The sequence below is a fragment of the Stenotrophomonas sp. GD04024 genome (genome assembly GCF_029837545.1).
Lineage (GTDB): Bacteria > Pseudomonadota > Gammaproteobacteria > Xanthomonadales > Xanthomonadaceae > Stenotrophomonas > Stenotrophomonas forensis.
This window is the reverse complement of sequence record NZ_JAOEDV010000081.1, coordinates 1-18,757: the sequence shown is the minus strand read 5'-3', so window position 1 is coordinate 18,757 and position 18,757 is coordinate 1. Positions and strand designations below refer to the sequence as shown.

Sequence of the window (18,757 nt, the reverse complement as noted above, 5' to 3'; positions counted from 1 at the left end):
CGGGGAGCACGCTGTCCCGTTCATCCCTCCGCTTCCTGGAGGGCTTCAGCGCATTCCCGACTGGATCGCGTTGGACTACCGCGATGTGGAAACACAACAGGCCATGGCAGGCACTCCTTACGAAATCCACTTCAGGAACGGCTCGGTCATCAAGGGAAAGCTGGATGTTGCCGGCAAGGCCCACCATGAGCCCATCCCGAAGCAGGAGGTAGAGAAGGTCGTCTATGAACCCCGCAGCGCTGATACGGAAGACAACTGGCCCGACCTCGAGCTGATCGCCAACCCTCAACAGGGTGCGGGCCGTGGGTGATTCGCGCACCGATCTCCCCAATCAGGCCCCCCCCCGTCACCCTGCAGCAGCTTCGCGAAGCGCTCGCCTTCATCAGCGAGCAGTACAGGAGTGCTGTCGACGGCGGCAAGAACGTCTTCGCATGGCTGTGGGAGTCGATCCAGGGGGACTTCAACCAGGAGCGCAGCACCGGGCAGGTCGTATTCGACACCGCCATTTCAATGATCCCCGGCGTGGACCAGGTCTGCGACGTCCGAGACATCATTGCCAACTGCAAGCAGATCAACGACGACAAGAGCAATTCCTGGGCCTGGATCGCGCTGGTCCTGACCCTGATCGGCCTGATCCCCACGCTGGGCTCGCTGTTGAAGGGTGTATTGAAGATCTTCTTCCTCTTCATCCGCCGCTTCGGCTTGAACCATCTTGTGCGCGCTGTGGATGAGGCCATGAGCTGGGTCATCACGCTCCTGCGCCGACGTGAAGTCGCCCAATACTGGAAAGCGCTGCGCTGGGACCGCGTGTTCCATGAGCTGGCGAAGCAGACCCGCATCATGCGTGCACGGGTGACCCAGGCACAGCTGTTGAAAGCCTTCGATCGCGCCGTGCTGCTGATGCGTAGCCTGCTGGGCAAGGTGGCCGACATCCCGATGGTGGGGTGCCGTGCCCAGGAGACCATCGATCTGGTCGTTGGCATCCGGAAGATCGCAGACAACTACATCGGAAAAGTACTGGCGCCCGTACAGCGCATCCTTGACACGATCATCAAGCGCCTTGAATTCGAAGACATGGTGCAGCGGCGCGGCATCGTCAACGCCGGCAATTTCCATTTCACCGGAACGCTGCCCGAGGCACATGCCGTGACGTTGATGCGGCGGGTTGATCCGCCGCCTTCGTGGCTTGGTAAAGGAGAGCCAACCAAGAATATGCCGCTCGATCCGTCCGACTATCGTGCACGTGTCGACAAGATGGCGGACAAGGGCTTCCCGAAATTGACCGATGACCAGATCAAGAGTTTTGCCAAAGGCACGTGCGCCGATACGATCAAGGGACCTGCAAAGCTGTATCGCGTGGTCTCACCAGCGAACTTCAGTGCCGGTGCGGACTGGGTTACCGAAGAAGTCTTCAATACGATCATGAAGTCAGCCGACCCGAGGGCCACCTGGCGAAAGCACCTGGCCGTCTGGCCAGACTGGAACCCCAATGGACAGTTCGTCGTCTATGAGCTCAAGGCAGGAGAAGAACTGAAGGTGTGGCGCGGCCCGGCATCTGCCCAGAAGAAAGACGTTCTGCCGGATCACCACCTTGAAGGCGGCTACGAGCAGATCAAGTTCGATGCCGCGTTTGAATACGACGCTGCCGGCACGCCGGGAAAGAGGACGTTGGCCGATAGTTCGGAGTACTACGCGGTTAATGAAACGACTGGCGCCATGACCAAGAGCAGCATGACCTATGACAAGTGGAAGCTCCTGCCTCCGCATGAGCAGGTGAAATACGTCAGCCTGCGAACCAAGATCAACAACCCCCGCATTCTCGGCCCAATGGACACCGGCTGGGGGACGACCGACTTTGGTACTAAAATGAATGACGTAAAGCTTGGCCTGCCGAACATCTCCGGCCAGAAAATGAATCAATGAACATGAAAATTCAATATCCGGAACTGAATCCGTGGCACAAACGCCAAGCCGCCCTCATCCATCATTTCACCTCGATGGAGTACCTGAAGGGCCTGCTGCCGCAGATCGACAGCCTGCTAGCCATGACCGACCAGATACTTGATGAGCGCTCGCATCTGGATACAGCTGGCAGAGCCTTGGCGGGTTGGGAATCACAAGATACGGCATCGCATTTTTCGACGTATGCCTATCCTGCACTGATGGAGTTCCGGGAATGTGTGGTTGAAGACATAGCACTGCGCTCAATCGAGCGGTATCGAGGAGCAGCTGAACACCAATGTGCTCGCATGCTGGAGGAGTACGCCTACCAGATGGCCTGGGCGACGCCGGAGCAGGAAAAGCTGTTCCGTGACACCACCGAAAGCGTCTTCAGATATGCACGGGAGCTCTCAGGGCTAGTCGAACGTCCACCCGTCAAGAATGACTTCTCATTCTGGCTGCTCTGGAACAAGGGCGTGATCGACTCACATCGAATCCCAAAATTCCGTGTCCGCACAGATTTTGTCGTGCGAACCAATCAGGTTCCTCCGCGCACTGGTATCTACGTTGCCAAAGATGACCCCATGGCTTCACTTCAGTTTGCATGGACTGGTGGGTACGGACACCTTTGCCCAGCCATGGCCCCCAATGATGTTGGACGAGCCGTACTGCGGCAGTTCGGTCGAGAGCGACTGTGGGGCGATGCAGAAGGCCTGTATCGCTTCCTCGATGCAAACCGGCATCTGGATCCCTATGGATGGTCAGACATTCAGGCCGATCTGGTGAAGGTGGCTCCGTCAGTGATCGCCGGTTCGGCCTTCGATCTGAAGGATTGCGACTGGTATTTTGTCGAACCCATTGCCGATGAATTCGAGGAAATCGACGGCAGCTACACCGGCACCGATCAGCCGGATCTCCGACCGGACCGAGTCGCCGCCGGCAAGCGGGTGCCTGTGGCCGGCTGGTGGTACACGCCCGCGCAAGGTGGCCGGCGCTTCTTCAAGCAAGGCGATGTGTTCCCCGCCATCAACAGCGACTGGGGTGACGCCTTCTGGATCTGGGCTGCGGACCAAGCGCCGCCGCCAAAGCGCTGAGCCCATCACTGGATGAGGGTTGTATCAATGGCGGCCCTTCCCCAAGGCAGCACGCTGTCCCACGCGCACGGCGCATGCACGCACCTGCCCGCTGCTACGGCTTCACCGGCACAGACCCGGTGATGTGTTTCTCCAGTGCCTCGGCATCACTACCGGTCAACCCACTCAGGTTCATCGACTCCGCAAACGGTCCCTGCACCGTCGCCACCATCAGCACCCGGCCATCCACGCTGATCGCCATGCGCTGGCCGACCATCGCCGCTGTGCCATCGTGGATGCGCTGGTGCGCCTCGGGCCGATAGCGGATCTGCAGCGCCGTCTGGCCGTACTCATCCTGCACGGCGCGCACGTCAGCGATGTCCGCACTGCGGGCAAGTGGAGGCTCGCGCAGCGTCAGCTTCTCGTCCTGCCACTGAACCGGCACGCCCTTGCCGGCCGCATCGACCGCGCTCAGGCGCACATCCACGCCGGGCAGTGGCGGGCGGTCCGCTCCCAACACCATGGCGGGCATCGCGCTGGGCATGCAACCGGCCAGGGCCGTCGCCGCCCCCAACACCAGCGCAAGCAGAGCCCTCACTTCAGCTTCCGCAGCTTGAACGCCACCAGCACCTGCAGCAGCCCATACAGCAGGCTGCCGATGCCGATCCACAGCGTGGTCACCGCCACGCCCGCATAGGGGTTGGCCGCAAACAGCAGGCCCAGCACCACGGCCAGCACGCCACTAAGAATCAGCAGCCACTCGCCCTGAATCTGCTTGCGCACGCGGATCGCGAACACGATGCGATAGATGCCGGCCACCAGCAGCCACGCTGCCAGGAAAAGCACCAGCACGCTGGCGGTGGCCAGCGGATTGATCACCGCCAGGATGCCGAAGCCCAGCGAAGCGATGGCATACAGCGCCAGCCAGCCGCGGGAAGCACCACTGCCACCGCTGATCAGTGCGAACAGGCTGATGACGCCCTCAACGATGGCGACTACACCCAGCGTCCACGCCAGTGCCATCGCCGCTGACAGCGGCCAGCCGATGGCGACAATGCCGAAGCCCAGCGCGACCAGCCCATACAACAGCAGGATCCACCAGCTACGGCCGACCGCCGACAACAAGGGAGACAAGGGGGAATTCATGGCCACTCCTTCGATCCGGAACCTGGCTCATCCTAGACCCTGGCGATGAAGGGGGCGATCACGGCACCCGCGCGCAGACCCACACGCGCACCTCCGCAGCGCCGACCAGGCGCAGCGTCTCGGCGACCTCCATCACCGTGCTACCGGTGGTCATCACGTCATCGACCACGGTCAGCCGCGTGGGCACCGGACCACGGATAGCAAACGCATCGAACAGATTTTCCCTGCCTTGTTCGGCCGTGCGTTCGGACTGCGGTGCAGTGTGGCGGCGCCGGTACACACCGTGCCAGACCGGCATTGGCAGCAATCGGCACAGTTCGGCGGCCTGGTTGTAGCCGCGCTGGCGCAGGCGGCGGTTGTGCAGCGGCACCGGTACCAATGGCGGGCACGACCAGGGCGGTGGTGTGCGTTGCATCAGTTGCGCGAGCAGGCGTCCGGCTGCGAGATCCTGATGAAATTTGTAGCGCACCAGCAGCTGATCCACAGGCGGCAGGTACAGCAGGCTGGCATGCGTGGCGGCCTGTGGCGGTACCTCCTCGCGGCAGGTTCCGCAGACGATCAACGCGTTGTCGGGCAGCGGCAATGCGCAGCGCAGGCAGGCGCGGCCGGACCACGGAAGTTCGGCCAGGCATGCAGCGCAGAGGTCCAGCCCATCGTGGCCCGGGTCACCGCAGACCAGGCAGCGGAGCGGTAGCAGTACACGAAGTGCAGCCTGCACGTGGCGGACTGGGTTGAAGAAGGCAGACATGCACTTCAGCATGTCGCCGCCGTCAGCGCGTTGCCATCGGGGGCGCCCTCAACGACCCGTAGGCATTTTCATCGCCCACATTCTGCCCCGATCACTTCACCGCGTTGGCGCAGGCTTCGCATCCACCCGAGTGCGATACACCATGTACGGCGTCTGCCGCCGATCCACGCCGCCATTGAATCCGGCTTGCCGATGCAGCTGGTTGGCGGTGAAGTACAGATAGCCATCGGGCCCCATCGACAAGGTATCCGGCCACAGGATGCGCGGGTCGTGCACCACAGTCGTCCAGCGCCCCTGCGCATCGCGGGCATGGATGGCGTTGTGCTCGTAGTCGCTCGCATACAGCCGGCCGTTGGCGTCCATCTCCATACCATCGGACGCGCCCTTGTCGCCGAGGTCGACCACGGCCGCAGCCAGCGCCGCCTCACTTACCTTGGGGTCGCGCAGCAAGGCGGTGGGCACGCTGTACAGATGGCGACTGGACAACGGGGTATAGAACAGCGTCGCGCCATCCGGCGACAACGCAATGCCATCGGCAGCCACGGTGAACGGCTGCGTGGAACCATCCGCGTTGCGCAGTCGCATCTGCTGTCCTTCCACGATCGGTGCGAATGCCGGATCCGCCGATGTGGACACATGGCCGATCAGGCGCTTGGACGCGGCGCCGGTAGCGAGGTCGATCACGATGATGCCGCCGATGCCGCTCAGCGACGAGTCGGTCACGTAGGCCACGCCCTCGCGACCGACACGGAAATCGAAGCGCACATCGTTGACGTAGGTGCGCGCGTCGATGACGTTGACCGGGAACACCAGCGTTCTGGCCACGGTATTGGTGGCCAGATCGATCGCCACCAGCTTGGCGCCGCCGGCCTGTGGTGCAGAGAACCCGGGCGCGGCGGTGTCCAGCACCCACAACCGACCCTGGCCATCGGCCACCACACTCTGCACGCTGATGAAGTGGGCCGCCGGATCGGGACCGTCCTTGCGGTTGATGCGCGCATCCGGATAGGGCACGGCGCGGCCGTCGCGCCATTCGGCCACGCTGTAAGGCACCTCATCGCCCCAGCGCGGGAAGTTGACAAAGATCCTCCCGGTCTCGGACACCGCCACGCTGGTGGGCATGGCGCCCTCGAAACGCGCCACCGGCTCGATGATGCCGATGCTGCGATCGCTGGGCAGCACAGGCGTTCCTGCCAGCGCCAGCGCCAGCGCGGGGGAACTGGCCAGGGCCAGCACGGCAGCCGCCAGGCGGCGGATACGGCAGTTGATCATGGTTGCTCTCGATGCAGGTCCGGGTGCAGCCCCGGCGTGGGTGCATCTTCAGCGGCGCACCTGGCATCGGGTAGACGGTGCAACGGGGAATCATCTTCACTGCAGGAGTGAAGATGAAAGGAAGATTGATCGCGTTGATCGAAGCAATGAATATCGTCTATCAGTTGCGTGCCTGCCTTGTGGCGAACCCGCTCAACACATCTCAATGGCTGCCAACGCGGTCTCGAACCTGTGCTGGCCTTCTTCACCCCACCAGGGAACGGTCATCACAGCACCCCGCTGCTGCAACTGGTGCAGAAGAAGCAGGAAGGCTTGTACCTCCCGCTCGCCCCACGACGGTCCCATGCGGTAGTCAAGCGTCAACCCATGGCGCATGACGAGCACACCCAGTTCTGGCAGAAGAACGCCGTCGCAGGCGATGTCTGCAAGACTGATATGGAAAGGCTCTACTTCGTCCTGGAGAACACGCCGCGCGTCGCCCGGCCCCATGAACGGCTGACCACGATCTTCCGCACCGAGCCAGAGCTGCACGCTTCCAGAAGCCGCGACGCGGGCACCGCAGGCAAACAGATAGGCGAACGCATCAGCCATCCCGGCGGCTTCACAGCACGTGAGCTCCACTTCCGGGAGCGAACCATCATCGGTGACGAAGTAGCACCGTAACGGCGCCAACACCTCCTGCGGGAGGAACATTGCGACTCCTGGCTGCATTGCTCCTACTCATCTCCATTTTCACGCAAGTGGGAGGATCGCACAGCGGGCGCCTCGACAGCCACATCTCCAACCGTCTTCGGCACCATCAACAGCTCTGCCAGCCCACGATAGATCGGCACCCGGCATACCAGCCCGGACACACCGCGGGCGATCAGCACCGTGGCCAGGATCGGCAACAGCAGATCACCGCTGTCGGTCAGCTCCAGCGAGATCACGGCCGAGGTCAGCGGCGCCTGGGTGACACCGGTCAGGTAGGCGCACATGCCCAGCAGCACGAACGCGCGCGGGTCCACGCCCGGCATCAGTACCGCCAGGTTGTGGCCCAGGCCGGCACCGACCGCCAGCGCCGGCGAGAACAGGCCACCGGGGATGCCGGCGACATAGGACGCCAGATTGGCCAGGAGCTTCATCAGCCCGAATTCGTGGCCCACCAGCGCCTGGCCCTGCACCAGGCTGCGCGCCTGCTCATAACCGGTACCGAATGCGCCTTCACCGAAGACCAGCGCCAGCAGTACCACCACCAGGCCGCATCCGGCGGCCAGCAGCACCGGATGCCGTTGTCGCAGCTGGCCCAGCCAACGTGGACGCCCCGCCGCACTGGCCAGCACCGCACGCGCGAACACTCCGCCCAGCAACCCGGCCACCACGCCACACAGCAGGATCGCCAGCCAGCCCTGGCCCAGCGGCAACCGCGCACTTACATGGCCGAAGTAGGTGTAGTTGCCCAGCAGTCCCAGCGACACCACGCCGCCGACAATCACGGCGGTCAGCAACGTGCCGGAGAAGCGATGCTCGAAACGGCCGCTGAGCTCCTCGATGGCAAAGACGATGCCGGCCAGCGGGGTGTTGAAGGCGGCGGCGATACCGGCTGCGCCACCGGCCAGCAGGAAGTGCGAGAGCTCACGCGGATCCTTGAAGCCGAACCAGCGGCCGAACAGGTACATCAGGCTGGCGCCCACATGCACGGTGGGGCCTTCGCGCCCCACTGACGCACCGCCCAGCAGCGACAGCGAGGTCAGCAGCAGCTTGCCGGCCGACACGGCAGGCGAAAGGTTGGCCTCCCGGAACGATGTGTCCGGCTTGTCCAGGGCGGCAATGACCTGCGGAATGCCGCTGCCGCGTGTGGGCTTCAGCACGCCACTGGTCAGCCAGGCCAGCAACGCGAAGATGCCAGGCGTGAGCAGCAGGGCCCACCACGGCGAGTGCGAGGTGATGCGCTGGAACAGGTGGAAGGCGGCATCACTGGCCTTGGCGAACAGGATCGCCACCAGCGCTACGGCCACGGCACCGCCCCACAGCGCGGCGCGGCGGCGCCAGGCCTCGCTCAGGACCAGCGCAGTGATACGGCCACGGAGGCGGTAAAGATCAATCATGGGAACGAGTCTGCGCGCCAGCGCTTGCGTTGGGCAGCGGCCACTGTGGCCGGAAGCCTTGCAGGATGCGGTGAAATACGGCGCATTGATCGACTTCGATTGCATGATCAAAATGTAAACCACCTGACCTACATGATAGTTGACAGTCTGGGCGCGCCCACCCACACTGCCGCCCTCGCTCCATTCGTACCCAAGGTCCCGCCATGGCTGCTGCCATCCGCCACGACTGGCAACACGACGAACTGCAGGCGCTGTTCGATCTGCCGTTCCCCGAGCTGCTGTTCCGCGCCGCAGCGGTCCACCGCGAGCATTTCGACCCGTCGCAGGTACAGGTCTCCACGCTGCTGTCGGTGAAGACCGGCGGGTGCCCGGAGGACTGCGCGTACTGCCCGCAGGCGCAGCGCTACACCACCGGGGTGAACGCGCAGAAGCTGATGGACACCGACGCGGTGCTGGCCAAGGCGCGCCAGGCCAAGGCCGCCGGTGCATCGCGCTTCTGCATGGGCGCCGCATGGCGTTCGCCGAAGGACCGCGACATCCCGAAGGTGGCGGCGATGATCGCCGGGGTGAAGGCATTGGGCCTGGAGACCTGCGCCACGCTGGGCATGCTCAGTGGCGAGCAGGCGCGTGCGCTGAAGGATGCCGGCCTGGACTACTACAACCACAACCTCGATACCGCGCCGGACTACTACGATTCGATCATCCACACGCGCCAGTACCAGGACCGCCTCGATACGCTGGAGCACGTGCGCGACGCCGGCCTGAAAACCTGCTGCGGCGGCATCGTCGGCATGGGCGAGACGCGCGCGCAGCGGGTCGGCCTGCTGCTGGCGCTGGCCACGCTGCCGGCCCATCCCGATTCGGTGCCGATCAACAAGCTGGTGCAGGTGGCGGGTACCCCGCTGCACGGCAGTGCCGAGCTGGACCCGTTCGAGTTCGTGCGCATGATCGCCGTGGCGCGCATCGCCATGCCGCGCTCGATGGTGCGGCTGTCGGCCGGGCGTGAGGCCATGAGCGACGAACTGCAGGCGCTGTGCTTCATTGCCGGTGCCAATTCGATCTTCTACGGCGACAAGCTGCTGACCACCGGCAACCCGGAAAGCGAGCGCGACCTGGCCCTGTTCGCGCGGCTGGGGCTGCAGCCGATGGCGGTGCAGGTGGACGCCGAGGGCCACGACCACGGTGGCACCGTGCACGCCGACATCAGCGCCGATGCGCCCGGCTGCGGCTGCGCTCACGCGGCCTGAGACGGGATGCAGGCAGGCGTCGCGGCAACGCGCTACCCTAGCCGCCCCGTCGCCGCATTCAGCCGCCATGGCCCGCCCCGACCTGACCGCTCGCCTTCATGCCCAGCGCGCCCTGCGCGATGCCCAGGGGCGTCGCCGCCCGCGACGCACGGTCAGCCGTCGTGATGGCGTGCGCCTGGAGGTGGACGGCCGGTGGCTGACCGGCTTCTGCAGCAACGATTACCTGGGCCTCGCCCAGCAGTTCAGCGTGGTCAATGCGTTGCAGGACGCGGCCGCACGCGAGGGCGCGGGTGCCGGTGCCTCGCACCTGGTCTGCGGCCACCACGCGATGCACGACGCACTGGAACGCGAGGTGGCCGAGTGGCTGGGCTACCCGCGTGCGCTGCTGTTCGGCAGTGGCTTCGCCGCCAACCTGGCGGTGCAGCAGGCGTTGTTGAGCGAAGAGAACGATGTCTGCGTGCAGGACAGGCTCAACCATGCCAGCCTGCTGGATGCGACCCGGCTTGCCGGCGCGCGCCTGCGCCGCTATCCGCATCTGGATGCGGAAGGTGCGATGCGTCAGCTCAAGCATGCGCCCGATGGCGCGGCGATGCTGGCCACCGATGGTGTCTTCAGCATGGATGGCGACATCGCCCCATTGCGTGCACTGTCGCTGGTGGCACGACTGCAGCAGGCGCTGTTCTACGTCGATGACGCGCACGGCGTAGGCGTGGTCGGTGATGGCCGTGGCGCGGTCGCGGCGGCCGGACTGGGCGTGGACGATGTGCCGCTGCAGCTGGTCACGCTGGGCAAGGCGCTGGGTGGTTCCGGCGCCCTGGTGCTGGGCCGCGACGACCTGGTCGAGCATCTGGCCGAAACCGCACGCCCCTATATCTACACCACCGCCGTACCACCGGCGATGGCGGCGGCGGCACTGGAAGCGGTGCGCCTAGCACGCCGCGACCACTGGCGCCGCTCCAAACTGGCCGATCTGATCGCGCTGTTCCGCAGCGAAGCGCGTCGCCACGGACTGGACCTGATGGCCTCAGAGACCCCGATCCAACCGTTGCTGTGTGGCGACGACCACTCGGCCGTGGCGATGTCGCGGGCGCTGGAACAGGCCGGCTGGCTGGTCGGTGCGATTCGTCCGCCGACGGTGCCGGAGGGCAAGGCACGCCTGCGCGTCACCCTGTCCGCGCTGCACTCGCCGGACCAGGTGCGCGGCCTGGTCGACGCCATCGCCAGCGCGCGTGACCACGTCGCCCTGTCCGCACGTGAGAGCGCCCCGCCACCGCTGCCCGCCTTTGCCTGAGTTCCGCGTCGTTGCCCATGCATATTGAAGTGACCGGCCGTGGGCCGGACCTGGTTCTGATCCATGGCTGGGCCCTGCAGGGCGGTGTGTTCGAACCGCTGGTGCAGCGCCTGGCGGACCGGTTCACCCTGCATCGGGTCGATCTGCCCGGCCATGGTCACAGCCGCGACGACACCACGCCGCTGCGCCTGCCGTTCGTGGTCAACGCCATTGCCGCGGCCACGCCGCCGGCGGTGTGGTGCGGCTGGTCGCTGGGCGGGCTGTTCGCACTGCATGCGGCAGCGACGCTGCCGAAGGTGCGCGGGCTGGCGATGATCGCGGCCACGCCGCGTTTCGTGCGTGGCGAGGACTGGCCGCATGCGGTGGAACCGGCGGTGTTCGAGCAGTTCGGGCGTGAGCTGGCCACCGACTTCGGCGGCACCCTGGAACGCTTCCTGGCACTGGACGTGATGGGCTCGGCGCACGCCCGCGAGGAGCTGCGCACGCTGCGCCAGCGCCTGGTCGAGCGCGGTGCGCCCACCGAACGTGCGCTGCTGGAAGGCCTGCGCCTGCTGGAAAACACCGACCTGCGCGGCGCACTGCCGACCCTGGGCAAACCCAGCCTGTGGATCGCCGGCCAGCGCGACCGCCTGGTGTCGCCGGCCGCGATGCAGGCCGCTGCGGCGCTGGCCCCGCAGAGTCAGGCGTTGACCGTTGCCCATGGCGGCCATGCGCCGTTCCTCGGCCATGCCGACGAGGTCGCCGCTGCCCTGCAACACTTCGTTGCCGGCCTGTCACCGGCCGATGGCGGACAATGAGCGCCTTCCGAACCGCGCAGGACTGACGCATGGATCTGGGTATCAACGGCCGCTGGGCACTGGTCTGCGGCGCAAGCAAGGGGTTGGGCCTGGGCTGCGCGCGTGCGCTGGTGCGCGAGGGCGTCAACGTGGTGATCGTGGCCCGTGGCGAGGCGGCGCTGCAGCACGCGGCCGAGGAACTGCGTGCCCTGCCCGGCGCTGCGGATGTCCGCGCGGTCGCCGCCGATGTCACCACCGAGGCCGGTCGCGCTGCGGCACTGGCCGCGTGCCCGCAGGTGGACATCCTGGTCACCAACGCCGGTGGCCCGCCGCCGGGCGATTTCCGCAGCTTCGAGCGCGACGACTGGATCGCCGCGCTGGACGCCAACATGCTGGCGCCGATCGCACTGATCCGCGCCACCGTGGACGCGATGATCGATCGCGGCTTTGGCCGCATCGTCAACATCACCTCCTCGGCGGTGAAGGCCCCGATCGACATCCTGGCGCTGTCCAACGGTGCGCGCAGTGGCCTGACCGGCTTCGTCGCCGGCCTGTCGCGCCGCACCGTGGCCCACAACGTCACCATCAACAACCTGCTGCCCGGCCAGTTCGACACCGACCGCCTGCGCGCCAACTTCGCCCACAGTGCGGGCAAGGATGGCGACGCCGGCGAAGTGGCCGAGCGCCGCCGCCAGCAGATTCCCGCCGGCCGCTTCGGCACGCCGGACGAACTCGGCGCCGCCTGCGCCTTCCTGTGCAGCGTACAGGCCGGTTACCTCACCGGGCAGAACCTGCTGATCGACGGCGGCGCCTACCCCGGTACGTTCTAAGAGACTTTCGCAATGCCGTCCCACTTCGATGCCCGCCACGTCCGCCGCGCGTTCGCCCGTGCCGCCAACAGCTATGACGCCGCCGCCGCCCTGCAGCGCGAGGTGCAGTCGCGGCTGATCGAGTCGCTGGACTACCTGGAGGCACGCAAGCCCGAGGTGGTGCTGGACATCGGCGCCGGTACCGGTCATGCCAGCGCGCTGATGAAGAAGCGCTGGCCGAAGGCACAGGTGATCGCGCTGGACGTGGCATTGCCGATGCTGGACCAGGCCAAGCGCCAGGCCGGCTGGTGGAAGCCGTTCCAGCGCCTGTGCGGCGATGCGGCCGCGCTGCCGCTGGCCGACAACAGCGTGGACGTGATCTTCAGCAACCTGTGCCTGCAGTGGGTGGACGACCTGCCCGCGGTGTTCGCCGGGTTCCGCCGCGTGCTCAAGCCCGGCGGCCTGCTGCTCTGCTCGACCTTCGGCCCGGAGACGCTGGTCGAACTCAATGAAGCCTTCGCCGCTGCCGACGATCGCCCGCACGTCAGCCGCTTCGCACAGATTGCCCAGTTCGGCGATGCGCTGATGATGGCCGGCTTCCGCGACCCGGTACTGGACCGCGACCTGTTCACCCTGACCTACGACGATCTGCCCTCGCTGATGCGCGAACTGCGCGCGATGGGCGCCACCAACGCGCGGACGGACCGCCGCCACACGCTGACCGGGCGTGGCCGTTTCGCTGCGGCCGCCGCCGCATACGAGCCCATGCGCCGCGCCGACGGCAAGCTGCCGAGCAGCTGGGAAGTGATCTATGCCCACGCCTGGGCGCCGGACCCGGGTGCCCCGATCCGCGAAGGCGGGCATGACGTGGCTTCGGTACCGGTATCGGCGATTCCAATCCGGCGCAAGCAGACCTGATCACGCGACCGCGAATCTGCTTTTTGGTAGGTGCCAACCTTGGTTGGCACAACCCGTCAGATCGCGGTGCCGCCGGCCGTGTGCCGACCAAGGTCGGCACCTACCGATTCATGCATGCGCACTGCTCTGGTAGGTGCCAACGTTGGTTGGCACAACCCATCAGATCGCGGTGCCGCCGGCCGTGTGCCGACCAAGGTCGACACCTACCGATTCATGCACGCGCACTGCTCCGGTAGGTGCCAACCTTGGTTGGCACAACCCGTCAGATCGCGGTGCCGCCGGCCGGGTGGCGACCAAGGTCGGCACCTACCGATTCATGCATGCGCGCTGCTCTGGTAGGTGCCAACGTTGGTTGGCACAACCCATCAGATCGCGGTGCCGCCGGCCGTGTGCCGACCAAGGTCGGCCTCTACCAATTCATGCATGCGCACTGCTCTGGTAGGTGCCAACCTTGGTTGGCACAACCCATCAGATCGCGGTGCCGCCAGCCGTGTGCCGACCAAGGTTGGCACCTACCGATTCATGCACGCGCACCGCTCTGGTAGGTGCCAACCTTGGTTGGCACAACCCGTCAGATCGTGGTGCCGCCGGCCGTGTGCCGACCAAGGTCGGCACCTACCGATTCATGCACGCGCACTGCTCTGGTAGGTGCCAACCTTGGTTGGCACAACCCATCAGATCGCGGTGCCGCCGGCCGTGTGCCGACCAAGGTTGGCACACACCAGAAGCGGGCTTCCGCCTCAGGTATTGGCCGGTGAACTCAGCGGCGGGCGCACCAGGTCGCGGTGGAAGAAATAGATCTCCTGCACCAGGAAACGCCAGCTGGTATGGAAACTGCGGAAGCGCGTGCTGGGCGTGGACGAGGCCAGTGCATCGATACCCAGCGCCTTGCTCAGGCGCAGCGCGCGCGCCATGTGCAGCGGGTCGCTGACGATGATCACCCGGTGCAGGTTGCGCTGGTCCATCAACCGTTTGGCTTCGACCAGGTTCTGCACGGTGTTGCGCGAGGCGGTCTCGATCAGGATCGCGTCGTCCGGCACGCCATGCTTGAGCGCATAACGCCGCGCCACCTGCGATTCGGAAAAGCGCGCGCCGGTGCCACCATAGCCGCCAGTGAAGATCAGCAGTGGCGCGTACTGGGCCTCATAGAGATCCAGGCCATGGCGGATGCGTTCTTCGAACACCGGGGACGGCTTGGCGTCATAGGCCGCTGCACCGAGCACGATGATCGCATCGGCCTTGGCCGCCTGGTCACGCTCACCCACCCAGACGATCCAGGCCGTCACACCCAGCAGCCAGATCACCAGCACCACGAACAGCCGCCACAACCAGCCCAGCAGGCCGGTGCGATGCCGCTGCCGGTCACGGCTCAAGGCGTCCCCCAGCGCAGCGCTGGCAGGTCGACATTGCCGCCGGACAACACCAGGCCCACGCGCAGCCCGGCAAACCGCTGCGGCTCCGCCAGCACTGCGGCCAGCACGGTCGCCGAGGAAGGCTCGACCACCTGCTTGAGCACGTCCCACAGCAGGCGCATCGCCGCCAGCGTGGCCGCGTCATCAACCACGATCACTTCCGCACCCGCCGCGCGCAGCAGCTCGAAGTTGGGGGCGCCGATCAGGGTACGCAGGCCATCGCAGATCGTATCCGGGGTGAACGCGCCCTGGCGCGCGCCAGCGGCCAGCGAGCGTGCGGTGTCATCGGCGCCGGCCGGTTCGGCCAGCACCAGCCGGGTCTGCGGGCTGGCATGCTGCAGCGCCAGCGCGGTACCGCTGGCCAGGCCACCGCCCCCCACCGGCACCACCAGTACATCGAACGGGCCGTCGCTGTGCAGCAGTTCCAGCGCCGCGGTGCCCTGCCCCGCCATCACTGCCGGATCTGCATAGGGGTGGACCAGGGTTGCGCCGGTATCGGCCTGCACCTTGGCGCAGGTGGCCTCACGGTCGGCGATGGTCGGCGGGCAGCGCCAGAGCGTGGCACCGTGCCGGGCGATGTTGGCCAGCTTGGCCGCCACCGCACCTTCGGGCACCACCACGTGGCAGGGAATGCCGCGGGTGCGCGCGGCCAGGGCCAGCGCGGCGCCATGATTGCCGGAGGAATGGGTGACCACGCCGGCACGGGCGCGATCGGCATCGAGCGACCACACCGCGTTGCAGGCACCACGGAACTTGAATGCGCCGCCGCGCTGCAGGTGCTCGGCCTTGAACGCCAGCGGTGCGCCGGCCATCGCGTCAAGCGTGCGCGAGCGCAGCACCGGGGTCACGCTGGCATGCGGGGCGATCCTCGCGGCAGCAAGCAGGACGTCGTCGGCGCGGGGCAACAGTGAATCGCTCATGACGCAAGATTAACGTATGCCCCCGCGCTGGCGACCGGGGCACACGTCATGCCAGCATGCAGCCCTTCACCTCCATTCATCCTGGCCAGCGGAATTAAGGGCCGATTCAATGCCCGCGCACGAAGCTGACTGCACACCCGTCCTCTGGGGGGACCCACCATGAAAATGCGCTTGATGCTTGCCGGTGGCCTGATGCTGGCCCTGACCGGCTGCGCCACCTACGACTATGTCGGCGGTGGCCGGGGCGGCGGTTACTACCACGGTGCGCCGTCGGTGGAGTACCGCTACCCGGCCGGCTATCCCTACAACTATGGTTACCCGTACTACGGCGGCTACGGCGGCTATTACGGCGGCTATGGCAATCCGTACTACTCGCGCCCGATCTACCGGCCGCCGCACAACCATCGGCCGCCGTCGCGCCCGCCTGGCAACGGTGGCGAGAACCGCCCGCCGCCGCCATCGCGTCCGTCGTACAACGGTGGCTCGCCGTGGCGGAACATGGACTCGATGCGTCGCCCGCCGCAGTCCAGCGTGCAGCCGTCCGCGCCCGCGCCGCAGGCCCGGCCAGCCCCAGCGCCGAGCGCGCCGAGGATGAACGGCTCCCCTTGGCGCAACATGGATCGTGCGACGCAGCGCACACTTGAGCGCTGAACCATCTTGCATTTCACACGGTCCAAGCCGCACTCTACGCGGGCAGTGACGGCCCGCGTCACAATGTGACAAAAACGACACGGGCCGCCGCAAAAAGCTCTACGTCGATATCCGACAGGAACATCTGGATCCCCCCTGTTCCGGCCCTGTCGGATGTCGGCACCTCTGAAGGCAGACGGCCCCGCAATGCGGGGCCGTCTGTTTTGTGGAGGGGAGGCATCCGTAGATCCACGCCATGCGTGGATGGAGCTTTCCCGGCAGCCGCAAAAAAACAGGGCCGGACAGTCCCCCGACTGCCGGCCCCCTGCTTCCCCACCGTGCGCCTGTACCGGCCCCTGTTCCAATTCCGGTCACCGGCGCCTGCGGCGCCAGCCACGGTGGGTGCTATTGGGTTATCTGCAAAAATCCTGCCAACTTTAGGGCTGATTTCGACGCCGGCCGGCCGGCGCCGGCGCCGCGGCCCCGAATGGCGCTAAAATCGCCACCCCGGCGCCGCCCCGGCCGCGCCCGCCCCCAGCTGAACAGCCCCCCATGAACCCGTCCTTCCATCGTTACGACGTCATCGTCATCGGCGGTGGCCACGCCGGCACCGAAGCCGCGCTGGCCGCAGCCCGTACCGGCGTGCGCACCCTGCTGCTGACCCACAACATCGAAACGGTGGGGGCGATGAGCTGCAACCCGGCCATCGGCGGCATCGGCAAGGGCCACCTGGTCAAGGAGATTGACGCCTTGGGCGGCGCGATGGCGCATGCCGCCGACCGGGCCGGCATCCAGTGGCGCACGCTCAACGCCTCCAAGGGCCCGGCCGTGCGCGCCACCCGCTGCCAGGCCGACCGCAACCTGTACCGCATGGCGATCCGCGCCATCGTCGAAGGCCAGGCCAACCTGACCGTGTTCCAGGCCGCCGTCGATGACCTGGTCATCGAAGGCGACGCCGTGCGCGGGGTCATCACCCAGACCGGGCTGCGCTTCGACGCCGAGGCCGTGGTGCTGACCGCCGGCACCTTCCTGGCCGGCAAGATCCATGTCGGCCCGACCCAGTACGCCGCCGGCCGCATGGGCGACCCGCCGGCGACCACGCTGGCGGCGCGCCTGCGCGAGCGCCCGTTCCAGGTGGACCGCCTGAAGACCGGCACGCCGCCGCGCATCGACGGCCGCTCGCTGGACTACAGCGTGATGGACGAGCAGCCCGGCGACACGCCGCGCCCGGTGATGTCCTTCCTCGGCTCGGTGGACGAGCATCCGCAGCAGGTCAGCTGCTGGATCACCCACACCACCGAACAGACCCACCAGATCATCCGCGACGCGCTGCACCGCTCGCCGCTGTACAGCGGCCAGATCGAAGGCATCGGCCCGCGCTACTGCCCCTCCATCGAGGACAAGGTGGTGCGCTTTGCCGAGAAGGCCAGCCACCAGATCTTCGTCGAACCCGAAGGCCTGGGCATCGTCGAGATCTACCCCAACGGTATCTCCACCTCGCTGCCGTTCGACGTGCAGCTGGAGATGGTGCGCAGCATCCGCGGCTTCAGCAACGCGCACATCACCCGCCCCGGCTACGCGATCGAGTACGACTTCTTCGATCCGCGCGGCCTGAAGGCCTCGCTGGAAACCAAGCTGGTGAACGGGCTGTTCTTCGCCGGCCAGATCAACGGCACCACCGGCTATGAAGAAGCCGCTGCACAGGGCCTGCTGGCCGGCCTCAACGCCGCACGCCAGGTGCGCGGGCTGGACGGCTGGTGCCCGCGCCGCGACGAGGCCTACCTGGGCGTGCTGGTGGATGACCTGATCACCCACGGCACCAACGAGCCGTACCGCATGTTCACCAGCCGCGCCGAATACCGCCTGCAGCTGCGCGAGGACAATGCCGACCAGCGCCTGACCCCGGCCGGCCGCGAAATGGGCCTGGTCGATGACCACCGCTGGAGCGCGTTCGAAACCAAGCAGGCCGCGGTTGCCGCCGAGCGCGCGCGACTGGGCGCGCTGTGGGCGACCCCGGCCAATGCGCTGGGCCGTGAAGTGCAGGACACGCTGGGCGTGGCGGTCAGCCGCGAAACCAACGTGCTGGACCTGATCAAGCGCCCCGAGCTGGACTACGCGCAACTGATGCAGGTGCCGTCGCTGGGCCCGGCCGTGGCCGACGGCAAGGTGGCCGAGCAGGTGGAGATCGGCGTGAAGTACGCCGGCTACCTGGACCGCCAGCGCGAGGAGATCGAGCGCCAGCAGCGGCATGAAGCCACGCCGATTGCCGAAGCCTTCGATTACGCCACGGTGCGTGGGCTGTCGGCTGAAGCACTGCAGAAGCTGGAGCGCGTGCGGCCGCAGACCATCGGCCAGGCGCAGCGCATCCCGGGCATGACCCCAGCGGCGATCTCGCTGCTGCTGGTGCACCTGGAACGCGCCCGCCGCGGCCGCGTGGCGTAGGCAAAACCGTCCGCCTCTGGTGGGTGCCGACCTTGGTCGGCACAT

Annotated in this window: 17 protein-coding genes and 1 pseudogene; 10 read left to right on the top strand and 8 right to left on the bottom strand. The window is 66.6% G+C overall.

What is annotated here, in order from left to right; translation table 11 throughout:
* From N7590_RS18650 to N7590_RS18640, 3 genes and pseudogenes are all read left to right on the top strand, one after another.
* Positions 1 to 310, top strand: a pseudogene (locus N7590_RS18650) (hypothetical protein); the annotation flags it as partial.
* Positions 307 to 1,923, top strand: a complete 1,617-nt coding sequence (locus N7590_RS18645) for a hypothetical protein (protein WP_204275155.1) — start codon at positions 307 to 309, stop codon at positions 1,921 to 1,923. The pseudogene N7590_RS18650 and the gene N7590_RS18645, both read left to right, overlap by 4 nt.
* Positions 1,920 to 3,035 (top strand): hypothetical protein, encoded by a 1,116-nt coding sequence (locus N7590_RS18640; protein WP_239544555.1) that lies wholly within the window; start codon positions 1,920 to 1,922, stop codon positions 3,033 to 3,035. The genes N7590_RS18645 and N7590_RS18640 overlap by 4 nt, the downstream gene beginning before the upstream one ends.
* Before the next feature lie 94 nt (positions 3,036 to 3,129).
* On the opposite strand, the gene N7590_RS18635 is transcribed toward N7590_RS18640, so the two are convergent.
* The 6 genes from N7590_RS18635 to N7590_RS18610 form a co-directional block, all read right to left on the bottom strand.
* A complete protein-coding gene (locus tag N7590_RS18635; RefSeq protein WP_164242863.1) occupies positions 3,130 to 3,558 on the bottom strand; it encodes a hypothetical protein in 429 nt (142 codons plus the stop codon).
* A gap of 50 nt (positions 3,559 to 3,608) precedes the next feature.
* Positions 3,609 to 4,160 carry an HdeD family acid-resistance protein gene (locus N7590_RS18630; RefSeq protein ID WP_053451073.1) on the bottom strand — a complete coding sequence of 184 codons (552 nt, stop codon included), beginning with the start codon at positions 4,158 to 4,160 and terminating at the stop codon, positions 3,609 to 3,611.
* A gap of 58 nt (positions 4,161 to 4,218) precedes the next feature.
* Positions 4,219 to 4,908, bottom strand: a complete 690-nt coding sequence (locus tag N7590_RS18625; RefSeq protein WP_279935783.1) for a ComF family protein — start codon at positions 4,906 to 4,908, stop codon at positions 4,219 to 4,221.
* Between the two features lie 96 nt (positions 4,909 to 5,004).
* Positions 5,005 to 6,180, bottom strand: coding sequence for an L-dopachrome tautomerase-related protein (locus N7590_RS18620; RefSeq protein WP_053511787.1), 1,176 nt, complete (start codon positions 6,178 to 6,180; stop codon positions 5,005 to 5,007).
* A 192-nt stretch (positions 6,181 to 6,372) separates the two neighbouring features.
* Positions 6,373 to 6,873, bottom strand: coding sequence for a hypothetical protein (locus tag N7590_RS18615; RefSeq protein ID WP_164242861.1), 501 nt, complete (start codon positions 6,871 to 6,873; stop codon positions 6,373 to 6,375).
* Positions 6,874 to 6,896: 23 nt separating this feature from the next.
* A complete protein-coding gene (locus tag N7590_RS18610) occupies positions 6,897 to 8,267 on the bottom strand; it encodes a chloride channel protein (protein ID WP_164242860.1) in 1,371 nt (456 codons plus the stop codon).
* Between the two features lie 203 nt (positions 8,268 to 8,470).
* On the opposite strand from N7590_RS18610, the gene bioB reads away from it, so the two are divergent.
* The 5 genes from bioB (at position 8,471) to bioC (ending at position 13,308) form a co-directional block, all read left to right on the top strand.
* Complete coding sequence (gene bioB, locus N7590_RS18605) at positions 8,471 to 9,514, top strand: biotin synthase BioB (protein WP_164242859.1); 1,044 nt, start codon at positions 8,471 to 8,473, stop codon at positions 9,512 to 9,514.
* Between the two features lie 67 nt (positions 9,515 to 9,581).
* The gene (gene bioF, locus N7590_RS18600; RefSeq protein WP_164242858.1) at positions 9,582 to 10,805 is read left to right on the top strand and encodes an 8-amino-7-oxononanoate synthase; all 1,224 of its coding nucleotides are present in this window, start codon (positions 9,582 to 9,584) and stop codon (positions 10,803 to 10,805) included.
* Positions 10,806 to 10,822: 17 nt separating this feature from the next.
* Positions 10,823 to 11,602, top strand: coding sequence for a pimeloyl-ACP methyl ester esterase BioH (gene bioH / locus N7590_RS18595; protein WP_053511790.1), 780 nt, complete (start codon positions 10,823 to 10,825; stop codon positions 11,600 to 11,602).
* Between the two features lie 29 nt (positions 11,603 to 11,631).
* Entirely contained in the window at positions 11,632 to 12,411 is a 780-nt protein-coding gene (locus N7590_RS18590) for an SDR family oxidoreductase (protein WP_164242857.1), read from the top strand.
* Between the two features lie 12 nt (positions 12,412 to 12,423).
* A complete protein-coding gene (bioC, locus tag N7590_RS18585; RefSeq protein ID WP_053451082.1) occupies positions 12,424 to 13,308 on the top strand; it encodes a malonyl-ACP O-methyltransferase BioC in 885 nt (294 codons plus the stop codon).
* Between the two features lie 740 nt (positions 13,309 to 14,048).
* Here bioC and N7590_RS18580 read toward each other — a convergent pair.
* The gene (locus N7590_RS18580) at positions 14,049 to 14,681 is read right to left on the bottom strand and encodes a YdcF family protein (RefSeq protein ID WP_006475275.1); all 633 of its coding nucleotides are present in this window, start codon (positions 14,679 to 14,681) and stop codon (positions 14,049 to 14,051) included.
* A complete protein-coding gene (locus N7590_RS18575; RefSeq protein WP_164242974.1) occupies positions 14,678 to 15,640 on the bottom strand; it encodes a pyridoxal-phosphate dependent enzyme in 963 nt (320 codons plus the stop codon). The genes N7590_RS18580 and N7590_RS18575 overlap by 4 nt, the downstream gene beginning before the upstream one ends.
* A gap of 159 nt (positions 15,641 to 15,799) precedes the next feature.
* On the opposite strand from N7590_RS18575, the gene N7590_RS18570 reads away from it, so the two are divergent.
* The gene (locus N7590_RS18570; protein ID WP_164242975.1) at positions 15,800 to 16,291 is read left to right on the top strand and encodes a hypothetical protein; all 492 of its coding nucleotides are present in this window, start codon (positions 15,800 to 15,802) and stop codon (positions 16,289 to 16,291) included.
* 531 nt (positions 16,292 to 16,822) lie between these two features.
* Positions 16,823 to 18,712, top strand: coding sequence for a tRNA uridine-5-carboxymethylaminomethyl(34) synthesis enzyme MnmG (mnmG, locus tag N7590_RS18565; protein ID WP_164242686.1), 1,890 nt, complete (start codon positions 16,823 to 16,825; stop codon positions 18,710 to 18,712).
* Positions 18,713 to 18,757 lie beyond the last annotated feature (45 nt).